The 24,580-nt window shown below is 59.7% G+C and carries 22 protein-coding genes; 16 read left to right on the forward strand and 6 right to left on the reverse strand.

Going from position 1 to position 24,580, the window contains the following annotated elements; translation table 11 throughout:
- Window positions 1–594: 594 nt before the first annotated feature.
- The 7 genes from AC1RDQ_RS05850 to AC1RDQ_RS05880 all read left to right on the forward strand — a co-directional run bounded on the left by AC1RDQ_RS05850 (window position 595) and on the right by AC1RDQ_RS05880 (window position 8,983).
- Window positions 595–1,953: a glutamine synthetase family protein gene (locus AC1RDQ_RS05850; protein ID WP_150813754.1), complete on the forward strand. Its 1,359-nt coding sequence runs from the start codon at window positions 595–597 to the stop codon at window positions 1,951–1,953.
- A gap of 59 nt (window positions 1,954–2,012) precedes the next feature.
- Window positions 2,013–3,377: an aspartate aminotransferase family protein gene (locus AC1RDQ_RS05855; protein WP_492586704.1), complete on the forward strand. Its 1,365-nt coding sequence runs from the start codon at window positions 2,013–2,015 to the stop codon at window positions 3,375–3,377.
- A 188-nt stretch (window positions 3,378–3,565) separates the two neighbouring features.
- The gene (locus AC1RDQ_RS05860) at window positions 3,566–4,678 is read left to right on the forward strand and encodes a polyamine ABC transporter substrate-binding protein (protein ID WP_090452031.1); all 1,113 of its coding nucleotides are present in this window, start codon (window positions 3,566–3,568) and stop codon (window positions 4,676–4,678) included.
- A gap of 188 nt (window positions 4,679–4,866) precedes the next feature.
- Window positions 4,867–5,964: a polyamine ABC transporter substrate-binding protein gene (locus AC1RDQ_RS05865; RefSeq protein ID WP_492586705.1), complete on the forward strand. Its 1,098-nt coding sequence runs from the start codon at window positions 4,867–4,869 to the stop codon at window positions 5,962–5,964.
- A 72-nt stretch (window positions 5,965–6,036) separates the two neighbouring features.
- Window positions 6,037–7,179, forward strand: a complete 1,143-nt coding sequence (locus AC1RDQ_RS05870) for an ABC transporter ATP-binding protein (protein ID WP_090452027.1) — start codon at window positions 6,037–6,039, stop codon at window positions 7,177–7,179.
- Window positions 7,180–7,214: 35 nt separating this feature from the next.
- Window positions 7,215–8,096 carry an ABC transporter permease subunit gene (locus tag AC1RDQ_RS05875; RefSeq protein ID WP_173677919.1) on the forward strand — a complete coding sequence of 294 codons (882 nt, stop codon included), beginning with the start codon at window positions 7,215–7,217 and terminating at the stop codon, window positions 8,094–8,096.
- On the forward strand, window positions 8,093–8,983 hold the full coding sequence (locus AC1RDQ_RS05880; RefSeq protein ID WP_057712854.1) for an ABC transporter permease subunit: 891 nt from the start codon (window positions 8,093–8,095) through the stop codon (window positions 8,981–8,983). Before AC1RDQ_RS05875 ends, AC1RDQ_RS05880 begins: the two co-directional genes overlap by 4 nt.
- 148 nt (window positions 8,984–9,131) lie before the next feature.
- Here the strand turns inward: AC1RDQ_RS05880 and AC1RDQ_RS05885 are convergent, their stop codons facing one another.
- Window positions 9,132–9,773 (reverse strand): HD domain-containing protein, encoded by a 642-nt coding sequence (locus AC1RDQ_RS05885; protein ID WP_492586706.1) that lies wholly within the window; start codon window positions 9,771–9,773, stop codon window positions 9,132–9,134.
- Between the two features lie 305 nt (window positions 9,774–10,078).
- Between AC1RDQ_RS05885 and AC1RDQ_RS05890 the strand changes: the two genes are divergently transcribed.
- Complete coding sequence (locus tag AC1RDQ_RS05890) at window positions 10,079–11,044, forward strand: GlxA family transcriptional regulator (RefSeq protein ID WP_492586707.1); 966 nt, start codon at window positions 10,079–10,081, stop codon at window positions 11,042–11,044.
- 145 nt (window positions 11,045–11,189) lie between these two features.
- On the opposite strand, the gene AC1RDQ_RS05895 is transcribed toward AC1RDQ_RS05890, so the two are convergent.
- The gene (locus tag AC1RDQ_RS05895; RefSeq protein WP_492586708.1) at window positions 11,190–13,589 is read right to left on the reverse strand and encodes a penicillin acylase family protein; all 2,400 of its coding nucleotides are present in this window, start codon (window positions 13,587–13,589) and stop codon (window positions 11,190–11,192) included.
- Between the two features lie 102 nt (window positions 13,590–13,691).
- Window positions 13,692–14,273 (reverse strand): DUF6436 domain-containing protein, encoded by a 582-nt coding sequence (locus AC1RDQ_RS05900; RefSeq protein ID WP_090452017.1) that lies wholly within the window; start codon window positions 14,271–14,273, stop codon window positions 13,692–13,694.
- A 96-nt stretch (window positions 14,274–14,369) separates the two neighbouring features.
- On the opposite strand from AC1RDQ_RS05900, the gene bipL reads away from it, so the two are divergent.
- Window positions 14,370–15,317 carry a phospholipase BipL gene (bipL, locus tag AC1RDQ_RS05905; RefSeq protein ID WP_492586709.1) on the forward strand — a complete coding sequence of 316 codons (948 nt, stop codon included), beginning with the start codon at window positions 14,370–14,372 and terminating at the stop codon, window positions 15,315–15,317.
- 111 nt (window positions 15,318–15,428) lie between these two features.
- Here bipL and AC1RDQ_RS05910 read toward each other — a convergent pair whose 3' ends face one another.
- Window positions 15,429–16,181, reverse strand: coding sequence for a DUF2059 domain-containing protein (locus AC1RDQ_RS05910; protein ID WP_057712860.1), 753 nt, complete (start codon window positions 16,179–16,181; stop codon window positions 15,429–15,431).
- A gap of 108 nt (window positions 16,182–16,289) precedes the next feature.
- Here AC1RDQ_RS05910 and AC1RDQ_RS05915 point away from each other — a divergent pair, with 108 nt between their 5' ends.
- Both AC1RDQ_RS05915 and AC1RDQ_RS05920 read left to right on the forward strand, forming a co-directional pair.
- Window positions 16,290–16,922, forward strand: a complete 633-nt coding sequence (locus AC1RDQ_RS05915; protein WP_218494670.1) for a 2OG-Fe(II) oxygenase — start codon at window positions 16,290–16,292, stop codon at window positions 16,920–16,922.
- A 2-nt stretch (window positions 16,923–16,924) separates the two neighbouring features.
- Entirely contained in the window at window positions 16,925–17,410 is a 486-nt protein-coding gene (locus AC1RDQ_RS05920; RefSeq protein WP_057712862.1) for a 2-thiouracil desulfurase family protein, read from the forward strand.
- Window positions 17,411–17,548: 138 nt separating this feature from the next.
- Here the strand turns inward: AC1RDQ_RS05920 and AC1RDQ_RS05925 are convergent, their stop codons facing one another.
- Window positions 17,549–18,133, reverse strand: a complete 585-nt coding sequence (locus AC1RDQ_RS05925) for a transporter substrate-binding domain-containing protein (RefSeq protein WP_492586710.1) — start codon at window positions 18,131–18,133, stop codon at window positions 17,549–17,551.
- Between the two features lie 135 nt (window positions 18,134–18,268).
- Between AC1RDQ_RS05925 and AC1RDQ_RS05930 the strand changes: the two genes are divergently transcribed.
- Window positions 18,269–18,691 (forward strand): DUF4399 domain-containing protein, encoded by a 423-nt coding sequence (locus AC1RDQ_RS05930; protein ID WP_057712864.1) that lies wholly within the window; start codon window positions 18,269–18,271, stop codon window positions 18,689–18,691.
- 62 nt (window positions 18,692–18,753) lie between these two features.
- Here AC1RDQ_RS05930 and serA read toward each other — a convergent pair whose 3' ends face one another.
- Entirely contained in the window at window positions 18,754–19,983 is a 1,230-nt protein-coding gene (gene serA, locus AC1RDQ_RS05935; protein ID WP_007976393.1) for a phosphoglycerate dehydrogenase, read from the reverse strand.
- A 206-nt stretch (window positions 19,984–20,189) separates the two neighbouring features.
- On the opposite strand from serA, the gene AC1RDQ_RS05940 reads away from it, so the two are divergent.
- The 4 genes from AC1RDQ_RS05940 (at window position 20,190) to AC1RDQ_RS05955 (ending at window position 24,496) form a co-directional block, all read left to right on the forward strand.
- On the forward strand, window positions 20,190–21,584 hold the full coding sequence (locus AC1RDQ_RS05940) for an FAD-binding oxidoreductase (protein ID WP_032829505.1): 1,395 nt from the start codon (window positions 20,190–20,192) through the stop codon (window positions 21,582–21,584).
- Window positions 21,585–21,622: 38 nt separating this feature from the next.
- Window positions 21,623–22,288, forward strand: a complete 666-nt coding sequence (locus AC1RDQ_RS05945) for a fumarylacetoacetate hydrolase family protein (RefSeq protein WP_056726437.1) — start codon at window positions 21,623–21,625, stop codon at window positions 22,286–22,288.
- Between the two features lie 256 nt (window positions 22,289–22,544).
- Window positions 22,545–23,471 (forward strand): SdiA-regulated domain-containing protein, encoded by a 927-nt coding sequence (locus AC1RDQ_RS05950; protein ID WP_057712865.1) that lies wholly within the window; start codon window positions 22,545–22,547, stop codon window positions 23,469–23,471.
- A 107-nt stretch (window positions 23,472–23,578) separates the two neighbouring features.
- Complete coding sequence (locus AC1RDQ_RS05955; protein ID WP_492586711.1) at window positions 23,579–24,496, forward strand: SdiA-regulated domain-containing protein; 918 nt, start codon at window positions 23,579–23,581, stop codon at window positions 24,494–24,496.
- Window positions 24,497–24,580 lie beyond the last annotated feature (84 nt).

The following is a 24,580-nucleotide window of genomic DNA, read 5'->3' on the forward strand; positions in this document are numbered from 1 at the left end:
GAAGTCAAGCGAGGCCTTTTTTGCCCTAAAAAAGCGCCCGTGTGGCTTTTTTGAGGCACTTTGGGGCGTTTTTATGCCCTTGGCCTCTATGGCGCCCGCAGGCTTGAGCGGGCCGTGTTGTATTTTTTACGGGGGTGTTGTGTAAAAAAATGAACAAGGCTAAGCTCGAATCAAACCCATAACAGCAATAATACCGGGGTGCTTCATGTCTCGCCTGCCGATAATCGGCGTCACCGACTGCTCAAGACAGGTCGGTCGGCATGCTTGTCACATCAGTGATGACACGTCCGTCCGTTCCGTGGCCCCGGCGGTTCTGGTGATCCTCCCATCCGTGACGGTTCAACCGTCCCCGTCCGATATTCTGGACGGTCGCGATGGCACCCCCATTACGGTTACTCCATTCAATATAGAACCGATTCACAATAGCGGCCTGACCATTGTTCAGGGCACCGCTCGCGATTCTGCACGCCCGGCCTCTGCAGCCGTGTTGCCAAGCACGATAATCTGCCGCGCAAACGCTCTACAACGCGACGCCGATGCGTCAAACAACGCCTGACCTCAAAAGGGTCAGACAACTCAAGCCTAGAGGCATTTATGAGTAACAACCTCGACCAGCTCACCGATTGGTTGAAAAACCACAAGATCACAGAAGTCGAATGCATGATCGCCGACTTGACCGGGATTACCCGGGGCAAGATTTCGCCGACCAACAAATTCATCGCCGAAAAAGGCATGCGCCTGCCAGAAAGCGTTCTGTTGCAGACAGTGACCGGCGATTACGTCGAAGACGACATCTATTACGAACTGCTCGACCCGGCCGACATCGACATGATCTGCCGCCCCGACCAGAGCGCGGTGTACCTGGTGCCGTGGGCCATCGAGCCGACCGCCATCGTCATCCATGATACCTACGACAAGCAAGGCAACCCGATCGAGCTGTCGCCGCGCAACGTGCTCAAGAAAGTCCTGAAACTCTATACCGACAAAGGCTGGCAGCCGATCGTGGCGCCGGAAATGGAGTTTTACCTGACCAAGCGCAGTGACGACCCGGACTACCCGCTGCAACCGCCAATCGGCCGTTCCGGTCGCCCGGAAATCGGTCGCCAGTCGTTCTCCATTGAAGCCGCGAACGAATTCGATCCGTTGTTCGAAGACGTCTACGACTGGTGCGAATTGCAGGACCTGGACCTCGATACGCTGATCCACGAGGACGGCACGGCGCAGATGGAAATCAACTTCCGTCACGGCGATGCCCTGTCCCTGGCCGACCAGATCCTGGTGTTCAAGCGCACCATGCGCGAAGCCGCGCTCAAGCACGATGTAGCCGCGACCTTCATGGCCAAGCCGATGACCGGCGAGCCGGGCAGCGCCATGCACTTGCACCAGAGCGTCATCGACATCGAGACCGGCAAGAACATCTTCTCCAATGACGACGGGACCATGAGCCAGTTGTTCCTGCACCACATCGGTGGCTTGCAGAAACTCATTCCCGAGCTGTTGCCGCTGTTCGCACCCAACGTCAACTCATTCCGCCGCTTCCTGCCGGATACCTCGGCGCCGGTGAACGTGGAGTGGGGCGAAGAGAACCGTACCGTGGGCCTGCGGGTGCCGGATGCGGGGCCGCAAAACCGTCGGGTGGAAAACCGCCTGCCGGGCGCCGATGCCAACCCGTACCTGGCGATTGCCGCGAGCCTGCTCTGCGGTTACATCGGCATGGTCGAAGGCCTGAACCCGAGTGCGCCGGTAGTGGGGCGTGGCTATGAACGCCGCAACCTGCGCCTGCCGCTGACCATCGAAGACGCGCTGGAACGCATGGAAAACAGCGCGACCATCGAGCGTTACCTGGGCAAAAATTTCATCACTGGCTACGTTGCGGTCAAGCGGGCCGAGCATGAAAACTTCAAGCGCGTGATCAGTTCGTGGGAAAGGGAATTCCTGCTCTTTGCCGTCTGATACGCCGGGCGCCGCCGCTGCCTGGCGGCGCCTTCACGTGATTTTTTTAGGAGATTCGTATGACCAGCAACAATCCGCAAACCCGTGAATGGCAAACCCTGAGCAATGATCACCACCTGGCTCCGTTCAGCGATTTCAAGCAGCTGAAAGAGAAAGGCCCGCGGATCATCACCAACGCCAAGGGCGTTTACCTCTGGGACAGCGAAGGCAACAAGATCCTCGATGGCATGGCCGGCCTGTGGTGTGTCGCAATTGGTTATGGTCGCGATGAACTGGCCGATGCCGCCAGTAAACAGATGCGCGAACTGCCTTACTACAACCTGTTCTTCCAGACTGCGCATCCGCCGGTACTGGAACTGGCCAAGGCTATCGCCGACATCGCGCCTGAAGGCATGAACCACGTGTTCTTCACCGGTTCCGGCTCCGAAGGCAACGACACCATGCTGCGTATGGTTCGTCACTACTGGGCGATCAAGGGTCAGCCGAACAAGAAAGTCATCATCAGCCGCAAGAACGGCTATCACGGTTCCACCGTGGCCGGCGCGAGCCTGGGCGGTATGACGTACATGCACGAACAGGGCGACTTGCCGATCCCGGGCATCGTTCACATTGCCCAGCCGTACTGGTTCGGCGAAGGCGGCGAAATGACCCCGGAAGAGTTCGGTGTGTGGGCGGCCAATCAGCTGGAAGAAAAGATTCTGGAAGTCGGCGTCGACAATGTCGGTGCCTTTATTGCCGAGCCGATCCAGGGTGCCGGTGGCGTGATCATTCCGCCAGAGACCTACTGGCCGCGCATCAAGGAAATCCTCGCCAAGTACGACATTCTGTTCGTGGCTGACGAAGTGATTTGCGGTTTCGGTCGTACCGGCGAGTGGTTCGGCAGCGATTTCTACGACCTCAAGCCAGACATGATGACCATCGCCAAGGGGCTGACCTCGGGCTACATCCCGATGGGTGGTCTGATTGTGCGTGACGAAGTGGTGGACGTGCTCAATGAGGGCGGCGACTTCAACCACGGTTTCACCTACTCCGGGCACCCGGTGGCGGCGGCTGTGGGGCTGGAAAACATCCGCATCCTGCGCGACGAAAAAATTGTCGAGCGCGTGAAGTCCGAAACGGCACCGTATTTGCAAAAGCGTCTGCGGGAATTGAACGATCACCCGCTGGTGGGTGAAGTTCGTGGGGTGGGTCTGTTGGGGGCCATCGAACTGGTCCAGGACAAGGCCACACGCAAGCGTTTCGAAGGCAAGGGCGTCGGCATGATCTGCCGTCAGTTCTGCTTCGATAACGGCCTGATCATGCGCGCCGTCGGCGACACCATGATCATCGCTCCGCCACTGGTGATTACACCGGCGGAAATCGATGAACTGGTGACCAAGGCTCGCAAGTGTCTTGACCTGACCCTGAGTGCATTGCGGGGCTAAGTGCTAGGCTCTGAGCGGAGGTTCAAAGTTCTACATATGAAGTAGGAACTTTCGCTCAGAACTGTCAGAAAGCGTGGCCGTTTCCTTGAAAGACCGATGTGGATCTTGCCAGACTAGCCGCGGTTCCAGTTGCCCGGGTTCGGTCGCTGAACAAGTGGTTCAAAAAAGAAAAATTTGGAGCATTACGCATGAAGGCACTAGGTAAAAAGCTCGCTGGCAAGACTCTGCTTGCCATGTCCGTAATGGGTTTGATGGCCGGCGCGGTTCAGGCCGATGACAAAGTACTGCACGTGTACAACTGGTCCGACTACATCGCACCGGACACCGTCAAGAAGTTTGAAGACGAGTCGGGTATCAAGGTTGTCTATGACGTCTTTGACAGCAACGAAACCCTTGAAGCCAAGTTGCTGGCAGGCAAGTCCGGTTACGACATCGTTGTACCGTCGAACAACTTCCTGGCCAAGCAGATCAAGGCTGGCGTCTACCAGAAGCTGGACAAGTCCAAGCTGCCTAACTGGAAGAACCTGAACACCGACCTGCTCAAGGCCGTTTCCGTGAGCGACCCGGGTAACGAGCATGCCTTCCCGTACATGTGGGGTTCGATCGGTATCGGCTTCAACCCCGAGAAGGTCAAGGCTGCGCTGGGTGCCGACGCACCGACCAACTCCTGGGACCTGCTGTTCAAACCTGAAAACGCCGCGAAGTTGAAGGCGTGCGGTATCAGTTTCCTCGATTCGCCAACCGAGATGATTCCGGTGGCATTGCACTACCTGGGCTATCCAACCGACAGCCAGGACAAGAAACAACTGGCCGAAGCCGAAGCGCTGTTCCTGAAAATTCGTCCTTCGGTAGGTTACTTCCACTCGTCCAAGTACATCTCCGACCTGGCCAACGGCAACATCTGCGTGGCCGTGGGTTACTCGGGTGACATTTACCAGGCCAAGTCCCGCGCGGAAGAAGCCGGTGGCAAGGTGAAAGTCAGCTACAACATTCCCAAAGAAGGTGCCGGCAGCTTCTACGACATGGTCGCCATCCCTAAAGATGCCGAAAACGTCGAAGGCGCCTACAAGTTCATGACCTTCCTGCAGAAGCCGGAAATCATGGCTGAAATCACCAACGCCGTGCGTTTCCCGAACGGTAACGCGGCTGCAACTGCGTTGGTCGATAAAGACATCACCAGCGACCCGGGCGTTTACCCGCCGGCGGACGTGCTGGCCAAGCTGTACGCGATTGCCGACTTGCCGGCCGCGACCCAGCGGATCATGACCCGCAGCTGGACCAAGATCAAATCCGGTAAATAAGCCGGTTTGATGCAACAACCTGTTGTCGCCGCCCGCGCGGTGGCGGCAGCAGGTGTAATTAAATGACAGAAAGTTTTGCTGGAACGGTTTTTCGAGGGTAAGTTGCGCGCCGGTTTTGTTGCCGGGCAACCACGGTTGTCATGTAGCGCGGGGCAACTTGGGCCCAACTAATTTCAGAGGACCTCCACTTGCCTATTTTTTCTATGTTGCGCAATGCCATGCTGGTGAGTGCCGGGCTGACAGTTGCTGTCAGTGTCCAGGCCGCCGGTACCGTGCATATTTATAACTGGTCCGACTACATCGGCGAGACCACCCTGGCCGATTTCCAGAAAGAGACCGGTATCAAGCCGGTTTATGACGTCTTCGATTCCAACGAAACCCTGGAAGGTAAATTGCTGGCCGGGCGTACTGGCTACGACGTGGTCGTGCCGTCGAACCACTTCCTCGGCAAGCAGATCAAGGCCGGGGCATTCCAGAAGCTCGACAAGTCGCAGTTGCCGAACTATTCGAACCTCGATCCAGTGCTGCTCAAGCGCCTGGAACAGAACGATCCGGGCAACCTGTACGCCGTGCCGTACCTGTGGGGCACCAACGGCATCGGTTACAACGTCGACAAGGTCAAGGCTGTGCTGGGCGTCGATACGATTGATTCGTGGGGCGTGCTGTTCGAGCCGCAGAACATCAAGAAGCTGCAAAGCTGTGGCGTCGCGTTCCTCGACTCCGCCGATGAAATGATGCCGACAGTGCTCAATTACATGGGCCTGAACGCTAACAGCACTGACCCCAAGGACTACGAAAAGGCCACCGCCAAGTTGCTTGCAGTGCGGCCTTACGTGACCTACTTCCATTCCTCCAAGTACATCGCGGATCTGGCCAACGGTGATATCTGCGTGGCGATCGGTTTCTCCGGCGACATCTTCCAGGCCAAGAACCGCGCCGAAGAAGCCAAGAAAGGCGTGAACATCGCCTACTCGATTCCGAAAGAGGGCGGTGCGCTCTGGTTCGACATGCTGGCGATTCCGAAGGACTCGGCCAACGTCAAGCAGGCCCACGCCTTCATCAACTATTTGCTCAAGCCTGAGGTGATTGCCCAGGTCAGCGATTACGTCGGCTATGCCAACCCTAACCCGGGGTCGGACAAACTGATGGAACAGTCCATTCGCACCGACGAAGCGGTTTATCCACCGCAAGAGGTGCTCGACAAGACCTACGTGTCGGTCGAGTTACCGTCGAATATTCAACGTTTGATGACCCGCAGCTGGACCAAGGTCAAGTCGGGTAAATAGTTTCAAGGCTCAAACTATCCAAGGTTGGCTCACCTTGAGCGAACTGCACTCTTTTTTTCGGGAGTTTCGTAAATGGCAGTTGCCTCCGGCGCCTATAAGAAAGCCCTCGAGGGCGACCAGTCACCTAAACAGGTGCTGGTCAAAATCGACCGGGTCACGAAGAAGTTCGACGAGACGATTGCCGTGGACGATGTGTCCCTGGAAATCAAGAAAGGCGAGATTTTCGCCCTGCTCGGCGGTTCGGGATCGGGCAAATCCACTTTGCTGCGCATGCTCGCAGGTTTCGAACGGCCCACGGAGGGGCGCATTTTCCTCGATGGCGTAGACATCACTGATATGCCGCCATACGAGCGGCCGATCAACATGATGTTCCAGTCCTACGCCTTGTTCCCGCACATGACCGTGGCGCAGAACATCGCCTTTGGCCTCAAGCAGGACAAACTGCCGGCGTCAGAGATCGACGCCCGCGTGGCCGACATGCTCAAGCTGGTACAGATGAGCCAGTACGCCAAGCGCAAACCGCATCAGTTGTCCGGTGGTCAGCGTCAGCGTGTGGCCCTGGCCCGTTCCCTGGCCAAGCGCCCGAAGCTGCTGCTGCTCGACGAACCGATGGGCGCACTGGATAAAAAACTGCGTTCGCAAATGCAGTTGGAGCTGGTGGAGATCATCGAGCGCGTCGGCGTAACCTGCGTGATGGTGACCCACGATCAGGAAGAGGCCATGACCATGGCCGAGCGTATCGCGATCATGCACCTGGGCTGGATCGCCCAGATCGGCAGCCCGATCGACATCTACGAAACCCCGACCAGTCGCCTGGTCTGCGAATTCATCGGTAACGTGAACATCTTCGAAGGCGAAGTGATCGACGACGCCGAAGGTCACGCGATCATTACCTGCAAAGACCTGGATCGTCAGATCTACGTCGGCCACGGCATCAGCACTTCGGTGCAGGACAAGTCGGTCACCTACGCGATCCGTCCGGAAAAACTGCTGGTCACCGCCGACATGCCGACCTGCCAGTACAACTGGTCCAGCGGCAAGGTGCACGACATTGCCTACCTGGGTGGGCACTCGGTGTTCTACGTCGAATTGCCAAGCGGCAAGCTGGTGCAGTCCTTCGTGGCCAACGCCGAGCGTCGCGGGCAGCGTCCGACCTGGGGTGATCAGGTCTACGTGTACTGGGAAGACGACAGCGGCGTGGTACTGCGCTCATGAACATGCGCAAATTCAAGCGTCGACTCAATCGAATAATTCCCGGTGGCCGTCAGATGGTCATCGGGGTTCCCTTCATCTGGCTGTTCCTGTTCTTCATGCTGCCGTTCTTCATCGTACTGAAGATCAGCTTCGCCGAAGCGGACGTGGCCATTCCGCCATACACCGAGATCTACAGCTACGCCGAGCAGAAGCTGCAGTTGCTGCTTAACCTGGGCAACTACGCGATGCTGGCCGGTGACGAGCTGTACATCGCCGCTTACCTCGGCTCGTTGAAGATGGCGTTTTTCAGCACCATCCTCTGCCTGCTGATCGGCTACCCGATGGCCTACGGCATCTCCGTTGCCCGCAAGGAAGTGCAAACGGTGCTGGTGCTGCTGATCATGATGCCGACCTGGACCGCGATCCTGATCCGCGTTTACGCGTGGATGGGCATCCTCAGCAACAACGGCCTGCTCAACGGGTTCCTGATGAGCATGGGCTGGATCGACGAGCCGCTGCAGATCCTCAACACCAACCTGGCGGTCTACATCGGCGTGGTTTATTCCTACCTGCCGTTCATGATCCTGCCGCTGTACGCCAACCTGGTGAAGCACGACCAGAGCCTGCTGGAAGCTGCGTCGGACCTGGGTTCGAGCACGTTCAACAGCTTCTGGAAAATCACCGTGCCGCTGTCGAAAAACGGCATCATCGCCGGCTGCATGCTGGTGTTCATCCCGGTGGTGGGTGAGTTCGTGATCCCGGAACTGCTCGGTGGTCCGGAAACCCTGATGATCGGTAAAGTGCTCTGGCAAGAGTTCTTCAACAACCGTGACTGGCCGGTGGCGTCTGCCCTGGCGGTAGTGATGCTGGCGATCCTGATTGTGCCGATCATCCTGTTCAACCGCAGTCAGGCCAAGGAAATGGAGGGTAAAGAATGAAGCGCTTCCGTTTCTCCAGCCTGATGCTGGTACTGGGTCTGTTGTTCATCTACCTGCCGATGCTGATCCTGGTCATCTACTCGTTCAACGCCTCCAAACTGGTAACGGTGTGGGGCGGCTGGTCGATCAAGTGGTACGTCGGCCTGCTCGACAACAGCCAACTGATGGGCTCGGTGGTGCGCTCGCTGGAAATCGCCTGCTACACCGCCATCGCGGCGGTGGCGCTGGGTACATTGGCGGCGTTCGTCCTGACGCGCATTACGCGCTTCAAGGGCCGTACCCTGTTCGGTGGCCTGGTCACCGCGCCGCTGGTCATGCCTGAGGTGATCACCGGTCTGTCGCTGTTGCTGCTGTTCGTGGCCATGGCGCAGATGATCGGCTGGCCGCAGGAACGCGGCATCGTTACCATCTGGATCGCCCACACCACGTTCTGTGCGGCCTATGTGGCGGTGGTGGTCTCGGCACGCTTGCGTGAGCTGGACCTGTCCATCGAAGAAGCGGCCATGGACCTCGGTGCACGGCCGTGGAAGGTGTTCTTCCTGATCACCATCCCGATGATCGCGCCATCGCTGGCAGCGGGCGGCATGATGTCGTTCGCCCTGTCGCTGGATGACCTGGTGCTGGCGAGCTTCGTGTCCGGCCCGGGCTCCACGACCCTGCCGATGGAAGTGTTCTCGGCGGTCCGTCTGGGGGTCAAACCCGAGATCAACGCCGTGGCCAGCCTGATCCTGCTGGCGGTGTCCATCGTGACCTTCCTCGTCTGGTTCTTCAGCCGTCGCGCCGAAGAGAGCCGTCGTCGTGCGATCCAGCAGGCGATCGAAGAAGCGGCAGCCGACTCGTGGAAGCAACCGGACGTGCGTCGCGCGCAGGCGCCGGAAGCGGCTTGATCCCGAATTGGGTAGACCACATTTGAGTGGACTACCCAATTCCAATGTGGGAGCGAGCTTGCTCGCGATAGCGGACTGACATTCAACATCGATGTTGACTGTGATGCCCTCATCGCGAGCAAGCTCGCTCCCACAGGTTCTTCTGCGGTCAGGAAATCCAAGGGGATTTACGAATGACCTCGACGAAGTTCATCGGCTTGAACCCCGGCTCCTGATCCACCAGCACATCAGTCTTCACATTGCCGAACGTTGTCTGCGGACGATGGCGCAAGCCGTCGGCAAACGCGCAGATGATGCACTCCTTGAATCCCTCGCCCCGTGGATGCGCATGCACCACCGCTTCGCGCTGCACGCTGGAAAACGCCGCGTAGTCCATGCCCAGCACGTCCATCTCGACGCCAGCCGTGACCAGTGCCACGGTGGGCCGTAAATGCTGAGGCACGCCCGGCGTGGTGTGCAGGGCAATCGATAGCCAGACCTGTTCGATGTCGTCATCGCTCAATCCGTAAGGCTTGAGGAACGCCGCTGCCGCGTTGGCACCGTCGACTTCGAAGCGCTCGTTGTCGCTGCGATGACCTTGCACCAGTCCCAGGTCATGGAACATCGCGCCGACGTACAGCAACTCCGGGTTGTAGGCCAGTTGCTTGCGCTCGCCGCTCAGAGCACCGAACAGGAAGACCCGGCGCGAGTGGTGGTAGAGCAGGTCGGACTCGATGTCGCGGATGTATTCGGTGGTGGCCTTGGCCAAAGTGCTGTCGGGGATCTTGATGCCGGCGATGGTGGTGCTCATGGAGTTTTCCTCGTCGTGAACGCCTTGGCGGCGCTGAGGGTTTCAGTCTGTTCCGGCCCCGGAAACCGGACAATCGATCCATGGCTGCGATCCCGGCCAATGAGCGTGCATATCGCGCCAACCTCGCTTGTTGGGCGTGGATTGGCTAGGGTGCATGCAGACCCTGTAGGAGCGAGCTTGCTCGCGATGCACGTGAGGGCACCGCGTACATCCAGCCAGCTCCCGTCATCGTTGACGTCCATCGCGAGCAGGCTCGCTCCTACAGGTGAGCGTTGCAATCGGTGCCATGAGAGGCTCTTCGAACCATGAGTAAAACCGTAGCCATCGTGGTGTTCGCCGGCGTCCAGTCGCTGGATGTCACCGGCCCCATGGATGTGTTTTCCGAGGCCAATCGCTTCCTTGCCCCGCAGGATCACTATCGGCTGGAGGTGATCGGCGTCGAGCGCGGGATGATGGCGTGCTCCAACGGTTTGGCACTCAATGCCCATCGGCATTTCAGCGAAGCGCTGGAGCCGTATGACCTGTTGCTGGTGGCGGGCGGGCCGCAGTTGCCGTTCATGGATTTCGGCATGGCATTCGACGGCTGGTTGCGCGATGCCTGCGTGCGGGCCAAGCGCTTCGGCTCGATCTGCAACGGCGCGTTCATGCTCGCCCGGGCCGGATTGCTGGAGGGGCGCATGGTCACTACGCATTGGCAGGACGCATCGGATCTGGCTGCACTGTGTCCCTCCTCCCGGGTGGAAGCGGATCGACTGTATGTTGAGGACGGCGAGCTGTTCACCTCGGCCGGGGTCACAGCGGGGATCGATCTGTCGTTGTATCTATTGGGTCGGGATCACGGGCCGGAAGTTGCACTGAGCGTCGCCAAGCGGCTGGTGGTGTTCACCCAGCGTTCGGGCGGGCAGTCGCAATTCAGCCCGTTCCTCACGCCCCACGCCGAAGCGGATTCGGCGGTAGCGATGGTGCAGCATTACGTGCTGGCCAACCTGACGGGCGACCTGGCCATCGTCGACCTGGCCAATGCCGCCAACATGAGTGCGCGCAACTTCTCCCGGGTGTTTGCCAGGGAAGCGAAAATCACCCCGGCCGAGTTCGTCGAGCGAGCGAGGGTCGATGCGGCGCGCACGCTACTGGAAAGCACCCGTGCGCCGCTCAAGACCGTGGCCTATCAATGCGGTTTTCGCGATGCCCAGCACATGCGCAGTGTGTTCAATCGCAGGTTGGGGGTGACGCCGCAGCAGTTCCGGCTGAACTTTGCGGCGATGGTTTGAGCTGAATTTGTAGGCGTCTATCAGGGTCCCATCGCGAGCAAGCTCGCTCCCACAGGTTTCTCTGGTGTTCACATAATTTGTGTTCGACACAGATCCTTGTGGGAGCGAGCTTGCTCGCGATGAGGCCAGCCCGGCCAGCAAAAATCTATGGTACAGCCCGCGCCGGCAACAGCTTCAACGTACTGCGGGTATTGGCTGTGACTTCCTCGTCATTGAGATGCGCCTGGAAGTACATCCCCTCGACGTAGGCCTCGGCCTGATCATCATAGTGGCTGTCGAACAGGACTCCGCTCTGGCCGACCGGGTTGATGGTCAGGCTGTGGGCCGGGTCGGCGAAGTCGATCAGGCGCCGGGTCGAAGGGCCGTAGGTGACGGGCCAGGGTGCCGGTCCGATTTTCGCCGAGAGGTTGTTCGGCACTTCATGACTGCCGGGTGCGGCGAAGGGGCCGACATTGAAGAACAGGTCCAGCGGTTTTTGCTGCCCGAGCGGATGGCCATGGGTCAATGTGTGCGCGCTGCCCCACTGCCATTGCGAGGAGTCTGCGCCGAGAGTGCTCTTGAGGTGCGCGAGGCTGGATTGCCAGGCGGCCTTCACCGTGTCGGCACGGGTTTCCTTGCCGAGGGTGCTGCGGTTGTCCCACCACGGCGAATCGGCGCTGGCGGCCAGGCGGGGGAGCGCGGCGTCGATCACCCGGGTCGAGAGCAGCGTTTCGAAGAAGTCGTTACCCAGTTCATCGCGCATCGTCGCGTCAGTCAGGTTGAACAGGAACTGGTTGAACAGCGTGGCGCTGGTCGAGTCGAGCGGGTAATCGCCTTTCCACTGGGCCAGTTGCTCCACCAGTTTGAGTTCGGCGGGATCGCTCACCACTTCGCGCAACACCGGCAACAGCGGTGCCAACAGGCGCGGGCCGTAGGCGGTAGTGGTGCCCAGTTGCAGTTTCTGGCTGTTTTCCAGGTCCCATTTGATCGCTTTGTCGCTGAGCTGGCGATTGAGTTGCTGGCCGCGATCGGCAAGGTTGTAGTAGCCGGGAATCTCCATGCCGGTTGGCGACACCGGCTGGAAGTTGGCCGAGACGATGTAGCCCCGGGCCGGGTTTTCTTCCTGAGGGTTGGCGCTGAACGGGTAGAAGCCATCCTTGTCCGCCTCGGCGGTGCTGCCGTCGAGGATGAACCACGGGCGTACACCCGCCGGGCGTTTAGGCAATTGCGCCGCCGCCCACCAGCCGATATCTCCCTTGGCATTGGCCCAGACAACGTTCAGGCCCGGGGCCTGGATTTTTGCCGCGGCACCACGGGCCTTGGCCAGGGTGTCGGCGCGATTGAGCTGGTAGAAACCCTCCAGGATCGGGTTCTGGCTTTCGAGAAATGCCCACCACATGGCAATCGGCGTTTTACCGACGCCGCTGCCCAAGGCATCGTTGACGATCGGCCCGTGGGGCGACTGACGCAACACCAGGGTGACTGGCGCCTGGCCCTTGACTGCGATCTGCTGCTCGCTGGTCGTCATGTCCACCCACTTGCCGCGATACCAGACCTGATTGGGGTTGTCCGGGTTGACCTTCTCGGCGATCAGGTCGAGGTCGTCATTCTGGAACATGGTGATGCTCCAGCCGAAGTCGTGGTTCATGCCCAGCGACGCAAACGGCATCAAGGCCTGATAGTGGCCGTAGAGTTCGAAGCCGGGCGCCGAGAGCTGCGCTTCGTACCACACCGACGGCGCGGAAAAACGGATATGCGGATCACCCGCCAGCAGCGGCTTGCCGCTTTGGGTCCGGCTGCCCGCGACGACCCAGGCGTTGCTGCCCTCGAACTGTGGCAGGCCGTTGTCAGCCAGGGCTTGTTCGCTCAAGCGGGCGAGGGCGTTGAGGTCTTTCCAGTCGGCGCTGGCCAAGGTGGTGCCGGTCCCGTTGAGCACGCCCTTGGGCTGCCAGTCGAGATCGAAGATGTTCAGGTATTGGGGCCCCAGTTGATCGCGCACGAATGTCAGCAGGGGTTCGGTACGAAATGCCGCAGCAAAACTGTAGGCCATGTAGCCGGCGATGCTGATGGTGTCCTGGGCCGTGAACGGGCGTTTTGGAATGCCCAGCACATCGAACTCCACGGGTTTGGCGTGGCTGTCCTGATACTGGTTGATACCGTCCAGATAGGCTTGCATGGCGATGAAGGAGGGCGACTGCTTGTCGAGGTTCGCCAGGTAAGTTTCTGCGCGTTCGCGAATGCGCAGGCTGCGCATCAGTTTGTCGGTGTCGAGCAGCTTCGGCCCGAGCACTTCAGCCAGTTCGCCACGGGCCAGGCGACGCAGGACTTCCATCTGGAACAGGCGGTCCTGGGCATGCACGTAGCCGAGTGCGCGGTACAGGTCGGTTTCGTTGTCGGCGCGGATGTGCGGGATGCCACGTTCGTCGTAGCGCACGGTGACGGAGCCTTGCAGGTGTTGCAGTTCCACCATGCCCTGGCGTGACGGCTGCTTGCTGTAGAGGTACCAGCCGGCTCCGGAGGCCAGCACGACGATCAACAGAGCGAGAGCGGTCAGGCTGCGTTTCATAAGAGTCCTTGTTGTTATTGTGATTCCTGATGCCACTGTGTAACACGGGGTGCCGATTTGGCGCATCGCCCGTAGGAGGGATTCGTATTACCCCGTCTTTCCCTATTTAGTTGGATCGACAGGCCACGGGCAGTAACACCCCACCGCCAGTGTGTGTGTGGCACTCACCGCACGGCCTTCATCCAGCGCTTGCAGGATCGGCTCGATAAAGCTGTTGCTCGAGTTGCAGGTCAGGCCTTCGCTGTAGGGGCCGAAGTACGCCAGTTTGCCGCTGCGATCCCAGATCGCCACGGCCGGGCTGGCGGGGATCTGTTCGGAGCCGGGCAGGATGTCGATGGTTTTGAGGCTGCTCAAGGTGCTCGGCAATTGGCCGTGGCTACCGGGTTTTTGCACGGCATAGAATTCCACGCCATGGGGTCGGTAGCGCTCGACCAGCTCGGTCAGGTGTTGTTGATTGCCGACATTGCACGGGCAGGCTGGGTCCCAGAAATGCACAAGGCGGATGGCGCCAGGGCCGGCGAGGGATTCGGGAAGGCGTAGCGGATCACCGGAAAACATCGCGGTGTGCTCGCTGAACGCCCGCAGGTAACGCCCCTGAAACCAGTCGTAGGCCGCCCACAATACGCCAGCACACACCACGGCGAGCAGGCTGGCAAACAGGGGGGCGCGAAGGGGCGAGCGCATCGGTTCAATCCTCGAAGGGTGGCTAGCTTGCCATGCTTGCCGCGACAGATGAATATCGCAGGCCTATAAAGTCCGTTTCACGTTCTGGAATCGTCCATGCCGGCCACTTTCGACCCTGATCTTCTACGTGCAAGCCTGCTGCCATTGGCTGCCGGGCAGCCGTTGTCGGCGCAGGCGCAGGCTTACCAGCGATTCTACGGGCTGGATTTTGCCCCGCGTCAGTTGCGCAGCGGCCTTGGGCGATTCGAGGTCGACGGTTATGAGCTGGTCAGCCAGTTCTGGTGGCCCGAGCGAGCCAAGGCGACGCTGTTTGTCATCCACGGTTTCTACGACCACACCGGGCTCTATCGGCATGTGATCGAGTGGGCGCTGGACCAGGGCTTTGCGGTGATTGCCTGCGACTTGCCGGGGCATGGCCTGTCCAGTGGCGAACGGGCGAGCATCAAGGATTTCGCCGAGTATCAGGACGCATTGCAAGGGTTGTTCCGCGAGGCGCAATCCCTCGACTTGCCGCAGCCGTGGCACTTGTGCGGGCAGAGCACCGGCGGGGCGATCGTGATCGATCATGTGTTGAATGCGGGGGCGAGCAGCCCGGCCCAGGGCCAGGTGATTTTGCTGTCGCCGCTGGTGCGGCCGCGGGCGTGGGGTTGGTCGCAACTGAGTTATTACCTGCTCAAGCCTTTCGTCAAAGCCATCGCCCGGCGTTTCAGCGAGAACTCCAGCGACCCGGCCTTTCTGCCGTTTCTGCAGGCCGATCCGTTGCAGCCGCTGCGCCTGCCGACAGCCTGGGTGGGTGCGTTGGCGCGCTGGATCAAACGCATCGAGGCCGCACCCATGAGCACCCGCCGGCCGCTGATCGTGCAGGGGCAGGCCGACATGACGGTGGATTGGGAGCACAACCTGGAAGTGTTGCGGGGCAAGTTTGATCGGCCGCAGGTGCTGATGCTGCCCGAGGCACGACATCATCTGGCGAATGAGACGCTGGTGATGCGGCAGGAGTATTTCGGGTTTTTGACCAGGCGGATCAAGGGTCGCAATCCCTAGTGCCTGTTCCGGCCCCATCGCGAGCAAGCTCGCTCCCACAATGGGCCGGCGTACGCAGATCCAATGTGGGAGCGAGCTTGCTCGCGATAGCGATCGGTCAGGTGCCGAAGATCACTGGGTCAGGTTAGAATTGCTCTGCCCCACCGCCAACCCCGCCCGAATCGCCGCCAGCGCCGCTTGATAATAAGCCTGGCCTTCCGCCGATTCGGCAAAGGTTGCGAACTCTTCCAGTTCGTTGTCCGACAGGTCGCGATAGACATACAGCAGTGTGTTGTTGAGGTCGCTACCGATCTGCTCCATCAGGCGCTGGCGCTGGCCGTTGAGCATGCCCTGCGCCTGACCGGCACCGAGCAATCCCGGGATCATTGAACTCAAGCTATCGGCGGCGACGCCAGCAATCGCCAGACTGACTTCCGCACCGGCCTCGCGAGCGGGCAGGGCTTGTGCCAAATGGCCGATGATCAACATGCGGCTGTCGCTGGCCTGCATCTTTGGCAGACCCTTGGCGTTTTTTGCCAGTTGGTCGCGACGGGTCGCCAGCAACTCGGCGGCGACGATTTTCTTGCCCAGGGGCGACTGGAAAAACGTCAGCGCGGGTTTGGGGTCGGCGAGGTTCTTGCGCAATTGCGCTTCGGCACGCTGGTCCACGGCCTTGGCGGAAAATCGCTGATTGCTGTTGCTGACCAGTGCCTGAAACACCGCCGGCGGCAGGCTGCCCTGGTAGCGTTGCTGAGCAGCCGAGAGGGCATCGCTGAAATGCGCGCGTTGTTCCGGCCAGCCGGCGACCTTGTACAACTGATCGTGGCCGTCTGCCCAGGCGGGCAAAACGCAGAACATCAGCAGGGATAAAAGCAAACGGCGCATAGGGACTCCAGTCAGCAGGCGACTATTCTCCGTGTGGCACCCCTGCTTGTCGAGAATTCGTATCAACCCGCCGCGCGGCTCTGTCGGATTTCCGGGCACAGGAATACTATGCGCGCCATGCAAATATCCTCTGATCACCCGCTGCTGCTACGAATCGTCGACGACCTGGCCGAGCACGGCTGGTCGCAGCAGAATATTTTCCTGCCTCAGGACTTGACCCGAGAGCTGGCGGCCGAGTGTCGCAAACGTGCTGCCGAGGGACAGCTGGCTCCGGCCGCCGTGGGCCGTGGGCCGTCATCGGAGATCCGCGAAGGGATTCGTGGCGACCATATCCAGTGGATCGACCCCGGCCAGGCCGAGGCGTGCGACAGCTATCTGAGTTTGATGGACAGCCTGCGCGAGGCGATCAATCGCGGTCTGTTTCTCGGCCTGGAGGATTTCGAAAGCCATTTTGCGATGTACCCGCCCGGCGCCTTCTACCTGAAGCACGTCGACCGTTTTCGCGATGACGACCGGCGCATGGTTTCGGCGGTGGTTTATCTCAATGACGGCTGGCTTCCCGAACACGGCGGCCAGTTGCGCATGTACCTCGACAATGATCGCGTCTACGACGTGGAACCTGTCGGTGGCTGCCTGGTGGTGTTTCTCTCCGGCGAGGTTCCCCACGAAGTCTTGCCCGCGACCCGGGATCGACTGTCGCTGACCGGCTGGTTCCGGCGGCGTGGCAACGAGCCGTTCTGATCATGCAGAAAATTCTCGTCAGCCGCTGCCTGTTGGGCCACCGCGTACGTTACGACGGCGGGGCCAGCGGGCCTTTCGATCAGCTTCAGCAGTGGCTTGATGAGGGGCGGGTCGTGCCGTTGTGCCCGGAGGTGGCTGGTGGATTGCCAACACCTCGGGCGGCGGCGGAAATTCCAGGCGGGCAGGGCACGCAAGTCCTCGATGGCCAGGCGTTGGTGATCACCACCGAGGGCGAGGACGTTAGTGCGCAGTTTCTGTCGGGGGCGTATCAGGCACTGGAACTGGTAAAAAAGCATGGCATCCGCATCGCCGTCCTCAAGGCCAACAGCCCGTCCTGCGGCAATTTGCTGACCTATGACGGGACGTTCAGCGGCGTGAAAGTCAGTGGCGAGGGCGTGACGGCTGCGCTACTCAACCGTCACGGGGTGCAGGTGTTCAGTGAGCTGGAGTTGCCGCAGGCGGCACAGGCGTTGGCAATGCTCGATTAACGAGCGACACAAGGCACTGTGGGAGCGAGCTTGCTCGCGATGAGGCCAGTCCAGTCAGCATTGATGTTGAATGTCAGGCCGCCATCGCGAGCAGGCTCGCTCCTACAGGATCAGCTTTCACTCCAGACCTGCAACACTTCAAGGCTTGGGCACCACACCCGCATCCGCCCCCAACCACTTCTGCTCCAGCGCTTGCAGGCGCCCATCATCCTTGATCCGCTGCAATGCGTTTTCCAGGCTGGCATGGAACGCCGGATTACCCTTCTGAAACGGAATCGCCAGGCTCACGGCCGGGTTGGTTTTGGGCTTCTCTTCCGTCAGCGACTGGACCAGCAAAATGGAGCGAGGCTCTTCTTTCTGCGCGATCAATTGCGCATTGGTTTGAATGTAAGGTTCGCTGAAGTCGAAACGATCCTTGAGATCCGGGGTCACTGCTACGTGGTTGATAGCGATGTCGTATTTGCCGCTTTCGACGCCGGTCAGCAGATCGCTGCCGTCGGTGACGACGAAGTCGGCCCGGACATCGAGTTCACTTGCGAGCAGTTGGCCCAACTCGATTTCGAAGCCGGTGAGCTTGTCGTCATCCTTGAAATTGAACGGGGGAGTGTTGGCTTCAACGGCAATGCGCAATTCGCCCCGGTCGTTGACGTCATCAATCAATTCGGCATGAGCCAAAGGGCTCAGAAGGGGTAGCAGGCAGATCAGGCCAGGCAGAAAGCGCATGGTCACTCCTTTGAATTTATTATCGCGATCCTCTGATTCAGGCTCGCTTTGCTATGGTTGTCGAGTGCCTTCGACAACGAATGGCCATGAAGTTGTCATGGTCACGCGAATTTTACGGAAAAACTGGAGAAGAGAATGAAAACCTTTATGTCACGTGCTGCTTTGGCTGGCCTGTTGATGGGTGTTTCGGTGCTGGCCAGTGCAACGCCGGCTCCGAAGGGCGCCGAAGTGTCTATCGTGTCTCCCAAGGATGGCGCGACGGTTCCACAGACGGTCGTCGTCAAGTTCGCTGTCGAGAACGTTGCCCTGGCACCGGCGGGCAATACCACCAAGAACACCGGTCATCACCACTTGCTGATCGACGTCGACGAACTGCCAGCCGCCGGTGCGCCGATTCCCAAAGATGCCAACCACCAGCATTTCGGCAACGCGCAGACCCAGGCTGAAGTAACGCTCACGCCGGGCAAACACACCTTGCAGCTTGAACTTGGCGATAGCAACCACATGCCGTTCGATCCGCCGATCGTTTCCGAGAAGATCACCGTCAACGTCAAGTAACGTTGTAGCGTGAATGAAAAAGGGAGCCCGAAGGCTCCCTTTTTTTGTCGCTCAAGTCGCGATCAGAACAGCACCCGGCTACGGATGGTGCCCTTGACGTGTTGCAGCTTCTCTTGCGCCAGGTCCGAGTACTCGGCGTCGACGTCGATCACCACGTAGCCGACCTTCTCGTTGGTCTGCAGGAACTGACCGGAGATGTTGATGCCGTTTTCGGCGAAGACTTTGTTGATCTCGCTGAGCACGCCCGGAATGTTTTCGTGGATGTGCAGCAGGCGGTGCTTGCCAGGGTGAGCCGGCAGGGCCACTTCCGGGAAGTTCACGGACGATACCGACGTACCGTTGTCGCTGTACTTGACCAGTTTTTCCGCCACTTCCAGGCCGATGTTGGCCTGGGCTTCAGCGGTGGAACCACCGATATGCGGGGTCAGGATCACGTTGTCCAGGCCACGCAGCGGGCTTTCGAACTCTTCGTCGTTGGAGCGTGGCTCCACCGGGAATACGTCGATGGCCGCGCCGATCAGGTGCTTGTCCTTGATGGCAGCCGCCAGGTGGTCCAGTTCGACCACAGTGCCGCGGGCGGCGTTGATCAGGATGCCGCCTTTCTTGATGGCACGGATTTCCTTCTCGCCCATCATCCACTGGGTGGCGGCGGTTTCCGGTACGTGCAGCGAAACGATGTCGGACATCGCCAGCAGCTCGTGCAGGTTGCCTACCTGAGTGGCGTTACCCAGTGGCAGCTTGGTGATGGTGTCGTAGAAGTACACCTGCATGCCCAGGCCTTCCGCCAGGACCGACAGTTGAGTACCGATCGAGCCGTAACCGACGATGCCCAGCTTCTTGCCGCGGATCTCGAAGGAATTGGCCGCGCTCTTGATCCAGCCGCCACGGTGGCAGGAAGCGTTCTTCTCAGGGATGCCGCGCAGCAGCAGGATCGCTTCGGCCAGCACCAGCTCCGCTACGGAACGGGTGTTGGAGTACGGTGCGTTGAACACCGCGATGCCGCGTTCGCGGGCCGCGTCCAGGTCGACCTGGTTGGTGCCGATGCAGAAACACCCTACAGCCACGAGCTTCTTCGCGTGATCGAAGATCTCTTCGGTCAGTTGAGTGCGGGAGCGAATGCCGATGAAGTGAGCATCAGCGATCTTTTCCTTGAGCTGGGCTTCCGGCAGAGAACCAGTGAGGTACTCGATGCTGGTGTAGCCCGCCGCCTTGAGGACGTCGACAGCCGATTGGTGGACGCCTTCGAGAAGAAGGAACTTGATCTTGCTCTTATCGAGAGAAGTCTTGCTCATCTGCGTAAACCTGTATCCCGGAGAAAAATGGCAGGAAAGGGAGCAGCCCGGAGCTGACCCGCACGGCAGGAAAGCCGTCACCGCAGAACAGCCCTTGGGCACTATCCTGCGGGGTCGTTATGCTAGCATATGCACCCCGCTAAACACTCATTCCTGCGACGTGAAGCGTTCTCAGGATGACCATGAATTGTTCGAGAGTTCTGTCGATGACCAATCCTGCCCTGATTGAAGAGCTGAAGACCCTGGTTGAGCCTGGCAAGGTGCTGACCGATGCCGACTCCCTGAATGCTTACGGAAAGGATTGGACCAAGCATTTCGCCCCGGCCCCGACCGCCATCGTGTTCCCCAAGACCACCGAGCAGGTCCAGGCCATAGTCCTGTGGGCCAACAAACACAAGGTGGCGCTGGTGCCGTCGGGTGGTCGTACCGGTCTTTCCGCGGCAGCGGTGGCGGCCAATGGTGAAGTGGTCGTGTCGTTCGACTACATGAACCAGATCCTCGACGTGAACCTCACTGACCGCACGGCCGTTTGCCAGCCGGGCGTGGTCACCGAGCACCTGCAGAACGTGGCCGAAGAAAACGGCCTGTACTACCCGGTGGACTTCGCTTCGGCGGGTTCGAGCCAGATTGGCGGCAATATCGGCACCAATGCCGGCGGGATCAAGGTGATTCGCTACGGCATGACCCGTAACTGGGTTGCCGGCATGAAAGTGGTCACCGGCAAGGGCGACGTGCTGGAGCTGAACCGCGACCTGATCAAGAACGCCACCGGCTACGACATGCGTCAGCTGTTCATCGGCGCCGAAGGCACCCTCGGGTTCGTGGTCGAAGCGACCATGCGCCTGGACCGCGCGCCGAAAAACCTCACCGCCATGGTCCTCGGAACCGCCGATTTCGACTCGATCATGCCGGTGCTGCACGCCTTCCAGAGCAAGCTTGACCTGACCGCCTTCGAATTCTTCTCCGACAAAGCCCTGGCCAAAGTCATGGCCCGTGGCGATGTGCCGGCGCCGTTCGAATCCGATTGCCCGTTCTACGCGCTGCTGGAATTCGAAGCGACCACCGAAGAAGTGGCCAACCACGCCCTGGAAACCTTCGAGCACTGCGTCGAGCAGGGCTGGGTGCTGGACGGCGTGATGAGCCAGAGCGAAACCCAGTTGCAGAACCTGTGGAAGCTGCGCGAATACATCTCCGAAACCATTTCCCACTGGACGCCGTACAAGAACGACATTTCGGTCACCGTATCGAAAGTTCCGGCATTCCTGAAGGAAATCGACGCGATCGTCGGTGAACACTACCCGGACTTCGAAATCGTCTGGTTCGGCCACATCGGCGACGGCAACCTGCACTTGAACATCCTCAAGCCGGATAACCTGAGCAAGGATGAGTTCTTCGCCAAGTGCGCCACCGTCAACAAGTGGGTGTTCGAAACCGTTGAGAAGTACAACGGTTCGATCTCCGCCGAGCACGGCGTGGGCATGACCAAGCGTGACTACCTGACCTACAGCCGCTCGCCGGTCGAGATCGAGTACATGAAAGCGGTCAAGGCGGTGTTCGACCCGAACGGCATCATGAACCCGGGCAAGATTTTCGCTGTTTGATTTTCGAACTTTAAGAGCCAACGAAGCAGGAGTCGGTAATGAGCTATCAGCACCAGTATGTCGACGGTACGCGCATTCACTTCCCGTTGGGGAAAGTGGTGTGCATCGGCCGTAACTACGCCGAACACGCCAAGGAACTGGATAACCCGGTGCCGACCGAGCCACTGCTGTTCATCAAACCGGGCAGTTGCGTAGTGCCGCTGGAAGGCGGCTTCAGCATTCCGACCGAGCGCGGTTCGGTGCATTACGAAGCGGAAATCGCGGTGTTGATCGGCAAGCCGTTGTCGACCAAACCGAGCCGCGAAGAAGTGCTCGACGCCATCTCCGGTTTCGCTCCAGCCCTGGACCTGACCCTGCGCGACAAGCAGGCCGAGCTGAAATCCAAGGGCCTGCCCTGGGAAATCGCCAAGTCCTTCGACGGCGCGGCAGTGCTTGCTCCGTTCGTGTCCGGCAGCACGTTTGCCGACCTGACCGACATCGGCATCCGCCTGACCATCAACGGTGAAGTGCGCCAGGACGGTAACAGCAGCGCGATGCTCAACCCGATCGTGCCGATGATCCAGCACATGGCCGGCTGCTTCTCGTTGCAGGCCGGGGACGTGATCCTCACCGGCACGCCAGTGGGCGTTGGCCCGCTGAATGTCGGTGACGAGATCGTTCTTGAATTGCCGGGCGCCAGCAGTTTCACCAGCAGCGTTCGCTAGTCCAGGCACCGCCAAACCCTGTGGGAGCGGGCTTGCTCGCGAAGAGGGCGTGACAGTCGACTAAGTGTTGCCTGACACACCGCTTTCGTGAGCAAGCCCGCTCCCACATTGGTTTTGTGGTGGCCTATAAAAGACTCACCCTGTCATTTCCCGTTTTTTTCACATCCAGTCTGGATAATTTCAGGGCTTTCGGCCTCTGAGCCGGCCCCAAACTGTGCTATTACCCCTAGCCTGAATTTCTGGAACGCATTCCCCGATGGCCACTTCTCCGCTTTCCACGCTTGAACCTGTCCGCCGTTCGCGCTTCGCCCTGCGTTGGCACACCTGGCTACTGCTGGTGGCCGTTGTCGCCTACGGCGTTGCATTTGCCATGCACTGGGATGCGCGGGCCGTGCTCTGGGTGAAAGAGCAATTCAAGAGCCCGGCCGAGCGCCAGGCGAGCATCTGGCTGCCGGACTATCGTGCGGTGATCGATGCCAAGCCGTTGCCGGGCATGGAGAAGGATGAAGCATCGGACATGGTCTACGACCCTCAGACCAAGACTCTGTTTTCGGTCATGGGCAAGAACCCGTTCCTGGTCGAATTGAACCTGCAGGGCGATGTGCTGCGCAAAATGCCGTTGGTGGGCTGGAGCAACCCTGAGGGCGTCACCGTGCTGGGCGACGGCCGGCTGGCCATTGTCGATGAGCGCGAGCATCTGATCGCTATCGTCAAGGTCGATGCCGATACCCGCGAATTGAATATGGCCGACTTCCCGAAATACGACCTCGGGCCTTCCAGCGACCAGAACAAGGCGTTCGAGGGTGTCACCTGGGACCCGAGCAATCAGCAACTGCTGCTGGGCGAAGAGCGCCCGCCGGCATTGTTTGCCTGGAAAGGTGACGGCAAGGTCCTGACCGGCGACAAGCTGAAGCTAGCCAGCCATGCACTGGACATGCGCAACCTGTCTGCCTTGGCCGTCGACCCGCGGACTGGCCACATGCTGGTGTTGTCCGCCGACTCGCACCTGTTGCTGGAGCTGGACAAGAAGGGTGAGCAGGTCAGTTTCATCACCCTGCTGCGTGGCTTCAACGGCCTGAAAAATACCATTCCCCGTGCCGAAGGCGTGACCATGGATGAAGCGGGCACGCTGTACATGGTGAGTGAGCCGAACCTGTTTTATCGCTTCGAAAAACAGAAGTAACCAACGCCTGCGCTGATTGCCTGTACGTAAAAGGCCGGCGGCCATTAAGCTTCAGTTCAGACGGGCGTGATATTTCATCCGCCTGTTTTGACCCCGAGCCCACCCGAATGCGTCGATTTGCCCGCCCCAAATCCCTGATCCTGATCCTGTCGGTGATCTTGCTGATCGCATTGATAGCGATCGCCCAGTACATGCGCCTGTTCGAGCGTACCTGGTTCAATCTGCATACGCTGTGGCAGCCGGTGAGTTCCCGGTCGATGGGCCTGGACCAATACCAGATTGTGACCGAGGCGCAGGTGATCGATAGCCTGGCCGACAACGTTTCAGCGCTGACCTACGACCCGGTACGCAAAAGCCTGTTCACCGTCACCAACAAACGAAGCGAGCTGATCGAGTTGTCCCTCGACGGCAGGATCTTGCGTCGTGTGGCGCTGGTCGGTTTCGGCGATCCGGAGGCGGTGGAGTTCATCAGCGAAGATATCTACGTGGTCACTGACGAAAGTCAGCAGCGGCTGATCAAGATTCGTCTGGAGCAGGACACAACTTTCGTTGATGCGGCAGATGCCGAGCAGATGACCATTGGCGTTCACATGGGCGGCAACAAGGGCTTCGAGGGCCTGGCTTACGATTCAGTCGGCAAGCGCCTGTTCGTCGCCAAGGAGCGCAACCCGATGCTGATCTACGAGGTGCACGGTTTTCCGCGCTTCAATCCTGAAGAATCCTACTCGGTGCACGTGATCAACGACCCCAAGCGTGATGCCGGGATGTTCGTGCGGGACCTGTCGAGCCTGCAATACGATGAGCGCAGCGGGCATTTGCTGGCGCTGTCGGATGAGTCGCGATTGATTCTGGAGCTGGATGTGGATGGGCGGCCGCTGAGCACAATGTCATTGAGCAAGGGACGCCATGGCCTGCAAAAAACCGTGCCGCAAGCGGAGGGGATCGCCGTGGACGACGACGGTACGCTGTACATCGTCAGCGAGCCGAACCTGTTCTACGTGTTCAAGAAACCCACGCAACTCTGACCGACACCACAAAACACTGTGGGAGCGAGCTTGCTCGCGATAGCGGTCTGTCATTCAACATCTCAGTCGACTGACACGGCCTCA

It is taken from the genome of Pseudomonas sp. GW823-FHT02E01, assembly GCF_058797535.1.